General features: G+C 63.3%; 16 protein-coding genes. 11 read left to right on the top strand and 5 right to left on the bottom strand.

The window, feature by feature from the left end:
* The first annotated feature begins 229 nt into the window (after nt 1-229).
* The 7 genes from HU752_RS02630 (at nt 230) to HU752_RS02660 (ending at nt 6067) form a co-directional block, all read left to right on the top strand.
* Nucleotides 230-1891 (top strand): OFA family MFS transporter, encoded by a 1662-nt coding sequence (locus HU752_RS02630; RefSeq protein WP_186683786.1) that lies wholly within the window; start codon nt 230-232, stop codon nt 1889-1891.
* Nucleotides 1892-2188: 297 nt separating this feature from the next.
* On the top strand, nt 2189-2782 hold the full coding sequence (gene hisB, locus HU752_RS02635; protein ID WP_017903926.1) for an imidazoleglycerol-phosphate dehydratase HisB: 594 nt from the start codon (nt 2189-2191) through the stop codon (nt 2780-2782).
* The gene (hisH, locus tag HU752_RS02640) at nt 2782-3420 is read left to right on the top strand and encodes an imidazole glycerol phosphate synthase subunit HisH (protein WP_186683785.1); all 639 of its coding nucleotides are present in this window, start codon (nt 2782-2784) and stop codon (nt 3418-3420) included. Before hisB ends, hisH begins: the two co-directional genes overlap by 1 nt.
* Nucleotides 3420-3680 (top strand): DUF2164 domain-containing protein, encoded by a 261-nt coding sequence (locus HU752_RS02645; RefSeq protein ID WP_186683784.1) that lies wholly within the window; start codon nt 3420-3422, stop codon nt 3678-3680. Before hisH ends, HU752_RS02645 begins: the two co-directional genes overlap by 1 nt.
* 41 nt (nt 3681-3721) lie before the next feature.
* Nucleotides 3722-4459: a 1-(5-phosphoribosyl)-5-[(5-phosphoribosylamino)methylideneamino]imidazole-4-carboxamide isomerase gene (hisA, locus tag HU752_RS02650; RefSeq protein WP_186683783.1), complete on the top strand. Its 738-nt coding sequence runs from the start codon at nt 3722-3724 to the stop codon at nt 4457-4459.
* 9 nt (nt 4460-4468) lie between these two features.
* Nucleotides 4469-5239, top strand: a complete 771-nt coding sequence (gene hisF, locus HU752_RS02655) for an imidazole glycerol phosphate synthase subunit HisF (protein ID WP_017904598.1) — start codon at nt 4469-4471, stop codon at nt 5237-5239.
* 72 nt (nt 5240-5311) lie between these two features.
* The gene (locus tag HU752_RS02660) at nt 5312-6067 is read left to right on the top strand and encodes a substrate-binding periplasmic protein (RefSeq protein ID WP_186683782.1); all 756 of its coding nucleotides are present in this window, start codon (nt 5312-5314) and stop codon (nt 6065-6067) included.
* 234 nt (nt 6068-6301) lie between these two features.
* Here the strand turns inward: HU752_RS02660 and HU752_RS02665 are convergent, their stop codons facing one another.
* The 4 genes from HU752_RS02665 to gpmI form a co-directional block, all read right to left on the bottom strand.
* Nucleotides 6302-7081, bottom strand: a complete 780-nt coding sequence (locus tag HU752_RS02665) for a divergent polysaccharide deacetylase family protein (protein WP_186683781.1) — start codon at nt 7079-7081, stop codon at nt 6302-6304.
* Nucleotide 7082: 1 nt separating this feature from the next.
* Nucleotides 7083-8405, bottom strand: coding sequence for a S41 family peptidase (locus tag HU752_RS02670; RefSeq protein ID WP_186683780.1), 1323 nt, complete (start codon nt 8403-8405; stop codon nt 7083-7085).
* A gap of 31 nt (nt 8406-8436) precedes the next feature.
* Nucleotides 8437-9732 (bottom strand): murein hydrolase activator EnvC family protein, encoded by a 1296-nt coding sequence (locus HU752_RS02675; RefSeq protein WP_186683779.1) that lies wholly within the window; start codon nt 9730-9732, stop codon nt 8437-8439.
* A gap of 139 nt (nt 9733-9871) precedes the next feature.
* Nucleotides 9872-11407: a 2,3-bisphosphoglycerate-independent phosphoglycerate mutase gene (gene gpmI, locus HU752_RS02680; protein ID WP_186683778.1), complete on the bottom strand. Its 1536-nt coding sequence runs from the start codon at nt 11405-11407 to the stop codon at nt 9872-9874.
* Between the two features lie 147 nt (nt 11408-11554).
* On the opposite strand from gpmI, the gene HU752_RS02685 reads away from it, so the two are divergent.
* From HU752_RS02685 to secB, 3 genes are read left to right on the top strand one after another with little or no spacing between them, the layout of a single operon-like run.
* Nucleotides 11555-11968 carry a rhodanese-like domain-containing protein gene (locus tag HU752_RS02685; RefSeq protein WP_186683777.1) on the top strand — a complete coding sequence of 138 codons (414 nt, stop codon included), beginning with the start codon at nt 11555-11557 and terminating at the stop codon, nt 11966-11968.
* 1 nt (nt 11969) lies between these two features.
* Nucleotides 11970-12224 carry a glutaredoxin 3 gene (grxC, locus tag HU752_RS02690; RefSeq protein WP_186683776.1) on the top strand — a complete coding sequence of 85 codons (255 nt, stop codon included), beginning with the start codon at nt 11970-11972 and terminating at the stop codon, nt 12222-12224.
* 41 nt (nt 12225-12265) lie between these two features.
* Nucleotides 12266-12745, top strand: a complete 480-nt coding sequence (gene secB / locus HU752_RS02695; protein ID WP_186683775.1) for a protein-export chaperone SecB — start codon at nt 12266-12268, stop codon at nt 12743-12745.
* Nucleotides 12746-12828: 83 nt separating this feature from the next.
* Here secB and HU752_RS02700 read toward each other — a convergent pair whose 3' ends face one another.
* Nucleotides 12829-13293 (bottom strand): tRNA (cytidine(34)-2'-O)-methyltransferase, encoded by a 465-nt coding sequence (locus HU752_RS02700; RefSeq protein WP_186683774.1) that lies wholly within the window; start codon nt 13291-13293, stop codon nt 12829-12831.
* Between HU752_RS02700 and HU752_RS02705 the strand changes: the two genes are divergently transcribed.
* Nucleotides 13292-13732, top strand: coding sequence for a DUF2283 domain-containing protein (locus HU752_RS02705; RefSeq protein WP_186683773.1), 441 nt, complete (start codon nt 13292-13294; stop codon nt 13730-13732). The genes HU752_RS02700 and HU752_RS02705 overlap by 2 nt on opposite strands.
* Nucleotides 13733-14367: the final 635 nt, after the last annotated feature.

Raw genomic sequence — 14367 nt, forward strand, 5'->3', positions numbered from 1 at the left:
GCTCCCGCAGAGGGGAAGTGGCACTGCGGTGCAGTTTGATTACAAAAGACGATATCAGTTTGCTTTATCTGTAACGCGCAAGTGGTAATCTCTCGCAGTTCGTCTGCCTTTCTGCGGCTTTTTGTCGCGTTCTGGAGCTTCATTTCGATAAAACGACCACGCCTGCGTGCATGAAGGTTGGGAATGAGGTGTGTCCGGCGAACCACAATTCCAATGGGGGAAAACACCAATGAGCACTAGCATTACGGCGGGCAGCGTTGCCGCCGAGCCGGCGTTCCTGTCCAAGGAACGCATCATCGCCAAGCCCGGTTTCAACCGCTGGCTGGTTCCACCGGCCGCCTTGGCCATCCACCTGTGCATCGGCATGGCCTATGGCTTCTCGGTGTTCTGGCTGCCACTGTCCAAGGCCCTGGGTATCACCGCACCGGTCGCCTGCGCGCCGGATATCGGTTTCTTCGAACAGGTGTTCTCGTCGCAGTGCGACTGGCCGATCTCGATGCTTGGCTGGATCTACACCCTGTTCTTCATCTTCCTGGGCTGCTCCGCGGCGATCTGGGGCGGCTGGCTGGAACACGCCGGACCGCGCAAGGCCGGTGTGGTTTCGGCGCTGTGCTGGTGCGGTGGCCTGCTGATCTCCGCACTGGGTATCCATACCCACCAGATCTGGCTGATGTGGCTCGGTTCGGGCGTGATCGGTGGTATCGGCCTGGGCCTGGGCTACATCTCGCCGGTATCGACCCTGATCAAGTGGTTCCCGGACAAGCGGGGCATGGCCACCGGCATGGCGATCATGGGCTTCGGTGGTGGTGCGATGGTCGGTGCGCCGCTGGCGACCGCACTGATGGGCCACTTCGCTTCGCCGACCAGCGTCGGCGTGTGGCAGAGCTTCGTCGCCATGGCGGCGATCTACTTCGTCTTCATGATCGGTGGCGCATTGGCCTACCGCGTGCCGCCGACCGGCTGGAAGCCCGAGGGCTGGACCGCGCCGGTGAAGAAGGCCAGCAACGCGATGATCACCAACCGTCACGTGCATGTGAACGTGGCCTGGAAAACCCCGCAGTTCCGCCTGGTGTGGCTGGTGCTGTGCCTGAACGTTTCCGCCGGTATCGGCATCCTCGGCATGGCCTCGCCGCTGCTGCAGGAAGTGTTCGCTGGCAAGCTGCTGGGCAACGGCCTGACCTTCGGTCAGCTGGACGCCGGACAACTGGCGCAGATCGCCGCGATCGCCGCCGGTTTCACCGGCCTGCTGAGCCTGTTCAACATCGGTGGCCGGTTCTTCTGGGCCTCGTTCTCGGACTACATCGGCCGCAAGGCGACCTACTTCGTGTTCTTCGCCCTGGGCTTCGCGCTCTACGCCTCGGTACCGAGCCTCGGTCACCTAGGCAGCGTCGCGCTGTTCGTGGCGGCGTTCTGCGTGGTCCTGTCGATGTACGGTGGTGGCTTCGCCACGGTCCCGGCCTACCTGGCGGACCTGTTCGGTACGCAGATGGTCGGTGCGATCCACGGTCGCCTGCTGACCGCCTGGGCCGCTGCTGGCGTGCTCGGCCCGGTGCTGGTGAACTACCTGCGTGAGTACCAGCTGAGCCTGGGCGTGCCGCGGGCCGCTGCCTACGACATCACCCTGTACATCCTCGCCGGCCTGCTGGTGCTGGGCTTCATCTGCAACCTGCTGGTGCGTCCGGTGGCCGACAAGTACTTCATGACCGATGCCGAACTGGCCGCCGAACAGGCGCTGGGTCATGACAAGGGCGCCGACGGCAGTACCGTGCTGGAGTGGAAAGCCGCGCCGGGCAGCAAGCCGCTGGCGATCGCCGCCTGGCTGGTGGTGGGCATTCCGTTGGCCTGGGGTGTCTGGGTCACCCTGCAAAAGACCGCCGTACTGTTCCACTAGTTGCCTGTACGGTTAATCCGCACACTCAAATTCGGGTTCAGGGGTTTGCCAGGCAAGGCGCCATGAAGAGTCGTAGCAGGGCTACGGCGAGGAATGGCAACGCAGTCTGGCGAATCCCTGGACCTGAAGTTGAGTCGGCGAATTAGCCACACAGGCCACTAGGCGGTTGTCCTGACAGGTATAGCCCTGACGGTGCTGGTTCCAGCCCGTCAGGGAACTCACCTTCCGTGTTTCTGTTTGTCGTCCGCACGCCTATAATGGTTGCCTTTTTCGCCCAATGATTTTGCGGAGCTGGTGATGGCCGAACGTAAGGCGTCCGTCGAGCGCGACACCCTGGAAACCCAGATCAAAGCCTCGATCAACCTGGATGGCACCGGAAAGGCCCGATTCGATATCGGTGTACCTTTTCTTGAACACATGCTCGACCAGATCGCCCGTCACGGGCTGATCGACCTGGATATCGAAAGCAAGGGCGACCTGCATATCGACGATCACCACACCGTGGAAGACGTCGGTATCACGCTCGGCCAGGCTTTCACCAAGGCCATCGGCGACAAGAAGGGCATTCGCCGCTACGGCCATGCCTATGTGCCGCTGGACGAAGCGCTGTCGCGCGTGGTCATCGACTTCTCCGGTCGTCCCGGCCTGCAGATGCACGTGCCGTTCACCCGCGCCACCGTCGGTGGTTTCGACGTCGACCTGTTCCAGGAATTCTTCCAGGGCTTCGTCAACCACGCCAACGTCACCCTGCATATCGACAACCTGCGTGGGCACAACACCCACCACCAGATCGAGACCGTCTTCAAGGCCTTCGGTCGCGCCCTGCGCATGGCCGTCGAACTCGATGACCGCATGGCCGGGCAGATGCCCTCGACCAAGGGCGTGCTCTGATGCAGACAGTTGCGGTTATCGATTACGGCATGGGCAACCTGCACTCGGTGGGCAAGGCCCTCGAGCACGTCGGTGCCGGCAAGGTACTGATCACCAGCGACGCCGCGGTGATTCGCGAGGCGGACCGGGTGGTATTCCCCGGTGTCGGTGCGATTCGCGATTGCATGGCGGAGATTCGGCGCCTGGGCTTCGACTCGCTGGTACATGAAGTCAGCCAGGACCGGCCGTTCCTCGGCATTTGCGTGGGCATGCAGGCCCTGCTCGAGCGCAGCGAGGAGAACGACGGCGTCGACTGCATCGGCCTGTTCCCCGGCCAGGTGAAGTTCTTCGGCAAGGACCTGCAGGAAGATGGCGCGCACCTGAAGGTCCCGCACATGGGCTGGAACGAGGTGAAGCAGGCGGTGGACCATCCCCTGTGGCACAACATCCCGGACCTGGCGCGGTTCTATTTCGTGCACAGCTACTACATCACCGCCGGCAATCCGCGGCAGGTGGTGGGCAGCGGCCACTACGGCGTCGACTTCGCCGCCGCGCTGGCCGAGGGTTCGCGTTTCGCCGTGCAGTTCCACCCGGAGAAGAGCCATACCCATGGCCTGCAGCTGCTGCAGAACTTCGCCGCCTGGGACGGCCGCTGGTAATGGCCGCGAAGAAGGGCAAGCCGCCGTTCATGGCGCTCACTGCCGAGCAGGAGAGCGAGGCTTGCCACAAGATCAAGCGGTTCATGGAGGACCGCTTCGAACTGGACCTGGGTTCGTTCGAAGCGGCGGAAATCCTCGAGCTGTTTACCCGCGAAATTGCTCCGCACTATTACAACAGGGCGATTTTCGATGTGCAGACGCACCTTAAGGAAAGGTTCGAGAGCATCGAAAGCGACCTGTGGGCGCTCGAGAAAGACTGATTCTCGAGTGAAGCTGAAAAAACGACTTTAAGGTTTGCCAGATGCTGATTATCCCCGCTATCGATCTCAAAGACGGTGCCTGCGTACGTCTGCGCCAGGGCCGCATGGAAGATTCCACGGTGTTCTCCGATGACCCGGTGAGCATGGCTGCCAAGTGGGTGGAGGGCGGCTGCCGCCGTCTGCATCTGGTCGACCTGAACGGCGCCTTCGAAGGCCAGCCGGTCAATGGCGAGGTGGTTACCGCCATCGCCAAGCGCTACCCGCACCTGCCGATCCAGATCGGCGGTGGCATTCGCTCGCTGGAAACCATCGAGCACTACGTGAAGGCCGGCGTGAGCTACGTGATCATCGGCACCAAGGCGGTCAAGCAGCCCGAGTTCGTGGCCGAGGCCTGCCGCGCGTTCCCTGGCAAGGTGATCGTCGGCCTGGACGCCAAGGATGGTTTCGTCGCCACCGACGGTTGGGCCGAGGTCAGCTCGGTGCAGGTGATCGACCTGGCCAAGCGTTTCGAGGCCGATGGCGTGTCGGCGATCGTCTACACCGACATCGCCAAGGACGGCATGATGCAGGGCTGCAACGTACCGTTCACCGCTGCCCTGGCTGCCGCCACCAGCATCCCGGTGATCGCCTCCGGTGGTATCCACAACCTGGGTGACATCAAGACCCTGCTGGACGCCAAGGCGCCGGGCATCATCGGCGCGATCACCGGCCGGGCAATCTACGAAGGCACTCTCGATGTCGCCGAGGCGCAAGCCTTCTGCGATTCGTACACTGGCTGAGGACTGACCATGGCGCTGGCCAAACGCATCATCCCTTGCCTGGACGTCGACAACGGTCGCGTGGTCAAGGGCGTCAAGTTCGAGAACATCCGCGACGCCGGTGACCCGGTGGAAATCGCCCGTCGCTACGACGAGCAGGGTGCGGACGAGATCACCTTCCTCGACATCACCGCCAGCGTCGATGGCCGTGACACCACGTTGCATACCGTCGAGCGCATGGCCAGCCAGGTGTTCATCCCGCTGACCGTGGGCGGCGGCGTGCGTACCGTTCAGGACATCCGCAACCTGCTCAACGCCGGTGCCGACAAGGTATCGATCAACACCGCGGCGGTGTTCAATCCCGAGTTCGTCGGCGAGGCCGCCGATCGCTTCGGTTCGCAGTGCATCGTCGTCGCCATCGACGCCAAGAAGGTCTCGCAGCCGGGCGAAGCGCCGCGCTGGGAAATCTTCACCCACGGCGGGCGCAAGCCGACCGGGCTGGACGCGGTCGAGTGGGCGAAGAAAATGGAAGGCCTGGGAGCCGGTGAGATCCTGCTCACCAGCATGGACCAGGACGGCATGAAAAGCGGCTTCGACCTTGGCGTGACCCGCGCCATCAGCGATGCCCTGGGCATTCCGGTGATTGCCTCCGGCGGCGTCGGCAATCTCCAGCACCTGGCCGACGGTATCCTCGAAGGGCATGCCAGTGCGGTGCTGGCCGCCAGCATCTTCCACTTCGGCGAATACACCGTCCCCGAAGCCAAGGCCTACATGGCGCAACGCGGTATCGTGGTCCGCTGAATACACGGATCACTGGACAGCATGGCGGGCCCGGGTCACTCTTGGGCACGCCATGGATTTCGGTAGTACAGCATGCTCAAACGTCTTCTACTGGCCGTCGCCAGCACTTCGCTGCTGCTGACCGGGGCCGCTCATGCGCAGGAAAGTGCCGACACGTCGCTGGTCCTGCTGACCGAGAACTTCCCGCCGTACAACATGGCGAAGAACGGCAAGAACTTCGCCCAGGACGAGAATATCGAAGGCATTGCCGTGGATATCGTCCGTGAAACCTTCAAGCGTGCCGAGATCCGCTACAGCCTGACCCTGCGCTTTCCCTGGGAGCGCATCTACAAGCTCGCGCTGGAACAGCCCGGTTACGGGGTGTTCGTGCTGGCGCGCCTGCCGGAGCGCGAACCCCTGTTCAAGTGGGTCGGGCCGATCGGGCCGGATGACTGGGTAATGCTCGCCCGGGCCGACAGCAAGCTGGCATTGACGACATTGGCGCAGGCGCGCAAGTACAAGGTCGGTGCCTACAAGGGCGATGCCATTGCGCTGAGCCTGGCTCGCCAGGGGTTGGAGCCGGTGCTGGTGCTGCGTGACCAGGACAATGCCAGGAAGCTGGTGGGCGGGCAGATCGACCTGTGGGCCACCGGTGACCCGGCAGGGCGCTTCCTCGCGCGCCAGGAGGGCGTGACCGGGCTCAAGACCGTGCTGCGCTTCAACAGTGCCGAGCTGTACCTGGCGCTGAACCGGGAGGTGCCGGACGAGGTGGTTGCCCGGTTGCAGGCGGCGCTGGATCAGTTGCGCAAGGAAGGCAAGATCGACGAGATCATGGCGCGCTATCTGTAGCGTGCGTGGGCGGGTGCAGCCCTTGTGGTGAGCGGGATTGTGTAGTGGATGGTTTTTTGTGGTGAGCGGGCTTGCCCGCGCTGGGCTGCGAAGCGGCCCCAAACCCGGACAACTCAATATGCCTGATCAACCAGGTCGCCTGTTTCTGCGGCTGCGTTGCAGCCGAGCGCGGGCAAGCCCGCTCGCCACATTGGTCGCCCACCCCGCAAGCGCGCTCTCCATGGCGAGTCAGCTTCAGCGGTAGACGCCGTCCTTGCCATGCCCCGTAGTGGCCTGGTTGCCACGCAGGGCAATCATCGAACGGATGTCGATCCACTCGATGCCCTGCTCCTTGAGCCTGGGCAACTCGCGTTCCAGCACCGCCAGTGTCTGCGGGTAGGGATGGCCGATGACCACCACGGTGCCCTGCTTGCGCGCCAATCTGATTGCGGTCTGCAACTGTGTGGTGATCGCCGGCTCCGTGCGTTCGTTGTCCAGGAACACATCCCGCGACACGCTGGCCAGGCCGATCTTCTGCGCCTCGGCGGCGCCGACCGTCTTCGCGCTGGTGCGGCTGTCGACGAAGAACTTGTTGCGCCGCTGCAGCTCGCCCATCAGCCAGGCCATGGCCACCGGTTCGGCGGTCATGCGGCTGCCCTCGTGGTTGTTGATGCCACTGGTGAAAGGCACGGCCAGGAAGGCGGCCGCCAGGCGTTTCTGCAGCTCTTCCAAGGGCAGGTCGGGGTGCCAGGCAAAAGGCCCGGTGGCTGGGTCCATGGGCATGTGCAGCATGACGATCTTGCCGGCCTGGTGCGCCTCGCGGGCCAGTTCGGCGGCGTGGGGCGTGTCGGGCATGATCGACGGGGTGATTGGCCCGGGCAGGGCCAGCACACGACGATCCCGAGGCAGGTTCTGCCCCAGGTCATCGATGATCAGTGTCAGGTAGGCTTTCGCCGGTGCCGGTGTTTCGACCGGCGTTGCCTGGGCAACGCCGATCAGGCAGCCGAACAGCGCCAGCAGGGTCCAGCGCCGCATATCAGTTGCCGCGCGTGACGCTCAGGCCCTTGAGCAGGCTCAGCGCCTGCCCCAGCTGATAGTCATCGTCCTGCAGGCGGGCCTTGCCCTTGGCCGACTTGACGCTTGGCCGGTCGGCGCCGCCGTTGCCGTTGCCCAGGTGACCCTGCAGGTCGGCTTCCTTGAAGGTTTCGTCGTCCTGGGCGCCGGTGACCTTGGCCTGGCGGACCTCGATGTCCGGGATGATGCCCTGGGCCTGGATGGAGCGCCCGTTCGGCGTGAAGTACAGCGCCGTGGTGAGCTTCAGCGCACGGTCGTTGCTCAGTGGCAACACGGTCTGTACCGAGCCCTTGCCGAAGCTGGTGGTGCCCATCAGTACCGCGCGCTTCTGGTCCTGCAGGGCGCCGGCGACGATTTCCGAGGCCGAGGCGCTGCCGCCGTTGATCAGCACGACCATTGGCGAGGCATCGCTTTCGTCGTGGCCGGTGGCCGAGAAGCGCAGCTCGGAGTTGGCGATGCGGCCCTTGGTGTAGACGATCAGGCCCTTGGTGATGAAGTGGTCAACCACTTCCACCGCGGCCTGCAGCACGCCGCCGGGGTTGTTGCGCAGGTCGAGGACGATGCCGTTGAGCTTCTTGTTGCCGTTTTCCTTGCGCAGCGTGGTCAGGGCCTTGGAGACCTCTTCGCCGGTCTTGACCTGGAACTGGGTGATGCGGATGTAGCCGTAGCCGTTCTCCAGCATCTGGCTGCGTACGCTCTTGGTGCGGATGATCGCCCGGGTCAGGGTCACGTCGAACGGCGTGCCGCCGTTGCGGACCAGGGTCAGGGTGATCTTCTGGCCGACCTTGCCGCGCATCTTGTCGACGGCTTCGGTCATGGTCTGGCCGCGGGTCGGCTGGCCGTTGATCTTGACGATCAGGTCGCCGGCCTCGATACCGGCCTTGGACGCCGGGGTGTCGTCGATCGGCGACACCACCTTGACGAAGTTGTCCTCCATGCCGACCTCGATGCCCAGGCCGCCGAATTCGCCGCTGGTGTCTTCCTGCAGCTGGGCGAAGTCTTCCGGACCCAGGTAGGCGGAGTGCGGGTCAAGGTTGCTGAGCATGCCCTTGATGGCGTTTTCCAGCAGGGTCTTGTCGTCCACCGGCTCGACATAGGCGGCCTTGATCCGGTCCATGACCTCGGCAAAGGTGCGCAGCTCGTCGAGCGGCAGCGGGGCCTTGGCAGTGACGACAGGCGCGGCCGCCGGAGCGGGCTGGGCAGGTTGCGCAGCGAACGCGTGGGGCGCACCGATCACGAGGGCGATCGTCAGGGCCAGCGAGGTGAGGCGGGACAAATGCAGCATGTCGAACGAACTCCTAAATAAGGTACGGCGCCTATCCTTGCGCGCGACACCATTGGGCCGGATCACTCGGGTGACCCTGCTGACGTATAGCGAAATACAACGCGGGTGCGTCCTGACCGCCACTGTTGCCTACAGTAGAGATCGACTCACCGGCTTTTACCACATCCCCTGCCGATTTAAGCAGGGTCTGGTTGTGGCCATACAGGCTCAGGTAGCCGTTGCCGTGATCGAGGATCACCAGCAAACCGGCACCGCGCAGCCAGTCGGCGAACACCACGCGGCCTCCATGCACGGCATGCACCTGGCTGCCGGCGGCAGCACCGATCATCACGCCGTCCCACTTGCTACGGGAGTCATCGCCGCGGGTTTCTCCGAAGCGCGCCAACAATCGACCATCAACTGGCCATGGAAGTTTGCCGCGTGCTGAAGCAAAAGGGCCGCCGAAGGACTCGCCAGCGCTGGAAACCAGCGGACCAGGGGTCGAGCGCGGCGGTTTACGCGGGCTGTCGTCGTCACGATCGGCCAGGGCCTGGGCCTCACGCTGGCGCTTTTTTTCGGCTTCCTGCTGGGCGAGCAGCGCTTTCTGACGCGCTTCCTCCGCCTCTCGGGCCTGGCGTGCCAGGGTTTCCTCGATGGTTTTCAGGACTTTCGACAGGTCGGCCTGGTCCTGTTCGCGGGCGGCGAGCTTCTGGTCGCGGTCCTTCACGTCCTGGTTGAGCTTGGCCAGGGCGGCCTGGCGTTCCTGGCGAACCTTCTCGAGCTCTTCGCGCTGGCTGTCGAGGTTGCCTTTCTGCACCAGCAATTGCGCCTGCTGCAGGTTGATGTCCTTTTCGACATTGGCCAGCTGGCGCAGGGTTTCATTGAAGTTCTTCAGCTGCTCCAGGCGGGCCTGGCTCAGGTAGTCGTAGTAGGTGAGGGTGCGGGCGAATTTTTCCGGGTTCTGCTGGTTGAGCAGCAGCTTGAGATACTCCTGGCGACCGCTCTGGTAGGCGGCCCGGGCCTGGATGGCGATCAGTCGCTGCTGTTCAGTGCGCGCGCTCTGGAGTTTTTTTTTCTCCCCATCGAGCCGCTGCAGTTCGCTCTCGCTCTTCTTCAGCTCTTTCTGCAGGGCGTCGACCTGCTTCTCCAGCTTGCCCATCTCGGTTTCGGTGCCGCGCAGGTCTTTCTGCACGCCGGATTTTTCTTCCTGCAGCTTGCCCAGCAGTTTCTTCAGTTCGGCAATGTCCTGGCGCGTGGACTCCAACTGCTGTTGGGTTTGCGCGCGCTCGTCGGCGAAGGCCGGTTGGAGCAGGCAGATCAGGGCTAGGGCGATAAGGGCGCGAAGCATGGGGCGGGCAGCACCTGGAAACGAGACGGCCTAGTATGCCCGCCATACGTTGTAAAAAAAACGTCCAAAAGCGGTTGCTTTCAGGCGTTTCCGATAAAGAGGTAGGCCGACAGCACGCTGTCGGCCGGATTTTCAGCTTTTAACGGTCAGTCAGGATCGAAGTACCGGTCATCTCTTCGGGCTGTTTCAGGCCCAGCAGCTTGAGCATGGTCGGTGCCACGTCCGCCAGTACGCCGCCTTCACGGACCTTCAGGTCGCGCTTGCCGTAGTAGATGAACGGTACTGGCTCGGTGGTGTGGGCGGTGTGGGCCTGGCCGGTGCACTCGTCTTCCATCTGCTCGACGTTGCCGTGGTCGGCGGTGATCAGCGCTTCGCCGCCGACCTTTTCCAGTGCGTCGACGATACGTCCTACACACAAATCCAGGCATTCCACGGCCTTGACGGCCGCCTCGAACACGCCGCTGTGGCCGACCATGTCGCCGTTGGCGTAGTTCACCACGATCACGTCATAACGCAGGTTCTCGATGGCATCGACGATACGGTCGGTGACTTCCGGCGCACTCATCTCCGGCTGCAGGTCGTAGGTGGCGACTTTCGGCGACGGGATCAGGATGCGCTCTTCGCCCGGGAACGGCTCTTCGCGGCCGCCGGAGAAGAAGAAGGTCACGTGGGCGTATTTTTCGGTCTCGGCGATACGCAGCTGGGTCTTGCCGTTTTTCGCCAGGTAGTCGCCCAGCACGTTTTCCAGGCTGCCCGGTGCGAAGGCCGAGGGGGCGGGAATGCTGGCGGCATACTGGGTCAGCATGACGAAGCCGGCCAGCTTGGGCTGGCGGGCGCGTTCGAAGTCCTTGAAGTCGTCCTCGACGAACACCCGGGTCAGCTCGCGGGCGCGGTCGGCGCGGAAGTTCATGAACACCACGGCGTCGCCGTCTTCGACCTTGACCTGTTCGCCGATGCGGGTGGCCTTGACGAATTCGTCGCTTTCACCGCGCTCGTAGGCGGCCTGCAGGCCTTCCTGGGCGGTGGCGGCCTGGAATTCGGCCTGACCGTCGACGATCAGGTTGTAGGCCTGGGCCACGCGGTCCCAGCGGTTGTCGCGGTCCATGGCGAAATAGCGGCCAACCAGGCTGGCGATGCGGCCCTTGCCCAGGGTGCGGAAGGTTTCATCCAGCAGCTCGATGGACGACTGGGCGCTCTTGGGTGGCGTGTCGCGGCCGTCGAGGAAGGCGTGCAGGTAGATCTTCTGCGCACCACGCTTGAAGGCCAGTTCGGCCATGGCGACCAGGTGGTCCTGGTGGCTGTGCACGCCGCCCTCGGACAGCAGGCCGAGGATGTGTACCGCCTTGTCGGCGGCCACGGCCTGGTCCACGGCCTTGCAGATGGTCGGGTTCTCGAAGAACTCGCCATCGCGGATCGCCTTGGTGACGCGGGTGAAATCCTGGTACACCACGCGGCCGGCGCCGAGGTTCATATGGCCGACTTCCGAGTTGCCCATTTGCCCGTCGGGCAGGCCGACATCCATGCCGGAGCCCGAGATCAGGCCGTTGGGCATGCTTGCGGTGAGGCGGTCGAGCACCGGTTTCTTCGCCGAGTAGACGGCGTTGTAGTCCTGGCTCTCGCTGTGACCGAAGCCATCCAGGATGATCAGGACCAAAGGTTTAGGCGTGGCAGTCATAGATCCCACTCGCGGCTGGATTGAAGGAACATGGAAAAAGAGTCGCAGTTTAATGGCAAGTTCAAACGCAGTCACCGCCGGGCGGGGTTTGGCCCACCTTGACGGCTGTGTATACTGGCCGACATTTTAACGCCCTGGAACCTCCTGATGGTCGATCATCTGATTGCATTTGCCACTAACCACTACCTGCTGACCGGCGCCTTCGTACTGCTGCTGGCCCTGCTGATCGCCCACGAGGCGAGCCGCGGTGGCGCGAGCCTGAGCACGGCGCAGCTGACTGCGCTGGTCAACAAGGACCAGGCCGTGGTGATCGACCTGCGCCCGAGCAAGGATTTTGCCGCCGGCCATATCGTCGGTTCGCTGAACATTCCCCAGGACAAGCTGATGGCGCGCGTCGGCGAGCTGGAGAAGCACAAGGCCAAGACCCTGATCCTGGTCGACGCCCAGGGCCAGCATTCCGGCACTCATGCCCGCGAACTGCTCAAGGCCGGCTTCACCGCAGCCAAGCTGTCCGGCGGCATTTCCAGCTGGAAAGCCGACAACCTGCCATTGGTGAAGTGATATGACCCAGGTTGTCGTCTACTCCAGTGATTACTGCCCGTACTGCTCGCGCGCCAAGCAACTGCTGGCGAGCAAGCAGGTTGCCTTCCAGGAAATCAAGGTCGATGGCAAGCCACAGGTGCGTGCCGAGATGGCGAACAAGGCCGGGCGTACGTCCGTGCCGCAGATCTGGATCGGCAGCCAGCACATCGGTGGTTGCGATGACCTGTACGCCCTCGAGCGCGCCGGTAAACTCGACGCATTGCTCAACGTCTGACTCTGAAACCCTAAAGACCTGAAGATCAAGAAGGATCTGCCATGACTGACCAACAGAACACCGCTGCCGACGAAGAAAGCCAACCGCAATTCTCCCTGCAGCGCATCTACGTGCGTGACCTGTCCTTCGAAGCCCCGAAAAGCCCGGCGATCTTCCGCCAGCAGTGGGAGCCGAGCGTTGGCCTGGACCTGAACACCCGTCAGAAAGCCCTGGAAGCCGACTTCCACGAAGTGGTGCTGACCCTGTCGGTTACCGTCAAGAACGGTGAAGAAGTGGCCTTCATCGCTGAAGTCCAGCAGGCGGGTATCTTCCTGATCAAGAACCTCGACCCGGCTTCGATGAACCACACCCTGGGCGCGTTCTGCCCGAACATCCTGTTCCCGTACGCGCGTGAAGCGCTGGACAGCCTGGTGACCCGTGGCTCGTTCCCGGCACTGATGCTGGCTCCAGTGAACTTCGATGCGCTGTACGCGCAGGAACTGCAGCGCCTGCAGCAGGAAGGTTCGCCGACCGTCCAGTAAGGGCAGGGTCGTTGTGGTTGGCCTTTTGGTCGGCCACAGATGAAAAAAGCGCCTTGCGGCGCTTTTTTTTATGCGGTGCGGGTTTATACGGCCCCGGCAAAGCCCAACTGGCGCCAGCCCTCGTAGACCGCCACGGCCACGGTGTTGGACAGGTTCAGGCTGCGGCAGCCTTCACGCATCGGCAGGCGCAGGCGTTGCTCGCCAGGCAGGCTGTCGAGCACCTCGGCGGGCAGGCCGCGGCTCTCCGGGCCGAAAAGAAAGGCATCGCCTTCGGCGAATTGGGTATCGTGGAACAACCGCGAGCCCTTGGTGGTGAAGGCGAACAGGCGTGGCTGGCCGAGGCTTTCCAGGCAGCTGGCCAGGTCCGGGTGGACCTTGAGCGTGGCGTATTCGTGGTAGTCCAGGCCGGCGCGACGCAGGCGCTTGTCATCCAGTTCGAAGCCGATAGGCTCGATCAAGTGCAGGTGGCAACCGCTGTTGGCGCACAGCCTGATAACGTTGCCGGTATTCGGCGGAATTTCTGGTTGGAAAAGGATGACGTGAAACATGCACGGCTCCGAAGATGAAGATGGGCAGCATTCTACCCCCGATGAGGACCCGCGGCCGAAGGTAATGCTGCGGGTGATGGGGTCCCTGGCGATTTTCGGGGTGATGGTGGGGTTGATGATAGGTCGCCTGACCAATCCCGAGCCCGCGCAGTTGCAGCAGGTCGACGCGGCGGACGATGCGCTGGTGGTGTGGTTTTCCAGCGAGCCGAAGGTCCATGGTGAGCAGGTGGATGGCACCGTGGCGCTGCTGTTCGATGCCGAGGGCAAGGCGCAGGCTGGCCGCCTGAAGGTCGCCGGCAAGGACGCCAATTGGCGGCTGCGCCTGACGGACAAGGGAGTATTGCTGACGCTGGTGGCCGCGCGTCCCCTGCAGGGGGATTGGGCCGGAGCCAAGGTCGAGGGTCGCTGGAGATTGGCGATCAACCTGCGCGAGGAATAAAAAAGGGAATCTCCGGCCTGCCTGTACCAAAGCTCCCTGAAGGGTTCGGGACTCGACACGGTGCGAGTTCCGGCGATTAAAGAGGGAATCCCTGGCCTGCCTGTACCAGGGCTCCCGAAACGGTCTGGGGCTCGTCGCTACCAGCGGTGTGAGCCCCGGGTGTTAAAGAGGGGATTCTCGGCCTGCCTGTACCGAGGTCCCCGAAACAGCTGGGACTCGCCACTTTGTGTGGGGTGAGTCCCGGATCAAAGATGGGGATTCCCGGCCTGCCTGTACCAGGGTCCCCAAAACGTGTGGGACTCGTCGCTCTGAGCGGTATGAGTCCCGGATGTAAAGAAGGGGATTCCTTGGCCTGCCTGTACCAAGGCCCCCAAAACTGGGTCTTGCCAGGGTTATTGCAGAGGGCGTGCCAGCTTTGGGAAAGTGCTTCAGGTTGTGTGCGATTTTTTTCTGAAGTGGCTGCAGGCCCCGGAATCCGGGACGTTTCACGCAAGAGCGCGCAAGAGCCTGCCAACTGCTGGGCCTTGGGGGCTGCCCGATCACGGGTCAGGGCGCATTCTCATGGTGCGTTGGTCGATGGTTGCCTGCGGTGGAAAGCCCTCAGATTGTTCCCATGCTTTGCGTGGGAATGCCTC

The sequence above is a fragment of the Pseudomonas vanderleydeniana genome, from assembly GCF_014268755.2.
Classification (GTDB): Bacteria; Pseudomonadota; Gammaproteobacteria; order Pseudomonadales; family Pseudomonadaceae; genus Aquipseudomonas; species Aquipseudomonas vanderleydeniana.

Excerpts from the sequence above, each read along its gene's own strand:
- hisB (WP_017903926.1), top strand. The coding sequence starts at position 2,189 with ATGGCCGAACGTAAGGCGTCCGTCGAGCGCGACACCCTGGAAACCCAG.
- HU752_RS02685 (WP_186683777.1), top strand. The coding sequence starts at position 11,555 with ATGGTCGATCATCTGATTGCATTTGCCACTAACCACTACCTGCTGACC.
- HU752_RS02660 (WP_186683782.1), top strand. The coding sequence starts at position 5,312 with ATGCTCAAACGTCTTCTACTGGCCGTCGCCAGCACTTCGCTGCTGCTG.
- HU752_RS02670 (WP_186683780.1), bottom strand. The coding sequence starts at position 8,405 with ATGCTGCATTTGTCCCGCCTCACCTCGCTGGCCCTGACGATCGCCCTC.
- HU752_RS02645 (WP_186683784.1), top strand. The coding sequence starts at position 3,420 with ATGGCCGCGAAGAAGGGCAAGCCGCCGTTCATGGCGCTCACTGCCGAG.
- HU752_RS02705 (WP_186683773.1), top strand. The coding sequence starts at position 13,292 with ATGCACGGCTCCGAAGATGAAGATGGGCAGCATTCTACCCCCGATGAG.
- hisF (WP_017904598.1), top strand. The coding sequence starts at position 4,469 with ATGGCGCTGGCCAAACGCATCATCCCTTGCCTGGACGTCGACAACGGT.
- gpmI (WP_186683778.1), bottom strand. The coding sequence starts at position 11,407 with ATGACTGCCACGCCTAAACCTTTGGTCCTGATCATCCTGGATGGCTTC.
- hisH (WP_186683785.1), top strand. The coding sequence starts at position 2,782 with ATGCAGACAGTTGCGGTTATCGATTACGGCATGGGCAACCTGCACTCG.
- HU752_RS02665 (WP_186683781.1), bottom strand. The coding sequence starts at position 7,081 with ATGCGGCGCTGGACCCTGCTGGCGCTGTTCGGCTGCCTGATCGGCGTT.
- secB (WP_186683775.1), top strand. The coding sequence starts at position 12,266 with ATGACTGACCAACAGAACACCGCTGCCGACGAAGAAAGCCAACCGCAA.
- hisA (WP_186683783.1), top strand. The coding sequence starts at position 3,722 with ATGCTGATTATCCCCGCTATCGATCTCAAAGACGGTGCCTGCGTACGT.
- HU752_RS02700 (WP_186683774.1), bottom strand. The coding sequence starts at position 13,293 with ATGTTTCACGTCATCCTTTTCCAACCAGAAATTCCGCCGAATACCGGC.
- HU752_RS02630 (WP_186683786.1), top strand. The coding sequence starts at position 230 with ATGAGCACTAGCATTACGGCGGGCAGCGTTGCCGCCGAGCCGGCGTTC.
- grxC (WP_186683776.1), top strand. The coding sequence starts at position 11,970 with ATGACCCAGGTTGTCGTCTACTCCAGTGATTACTGCCCGTACTGCTCG.
- HU752_RS02675 (WP_186683779.1), bottom strand. The coding sequence starts at position 9,732 with ATGCTTCGCGCCCTTATCGCCCTAGCCCTGATCTGCCTGCTCCAACCG.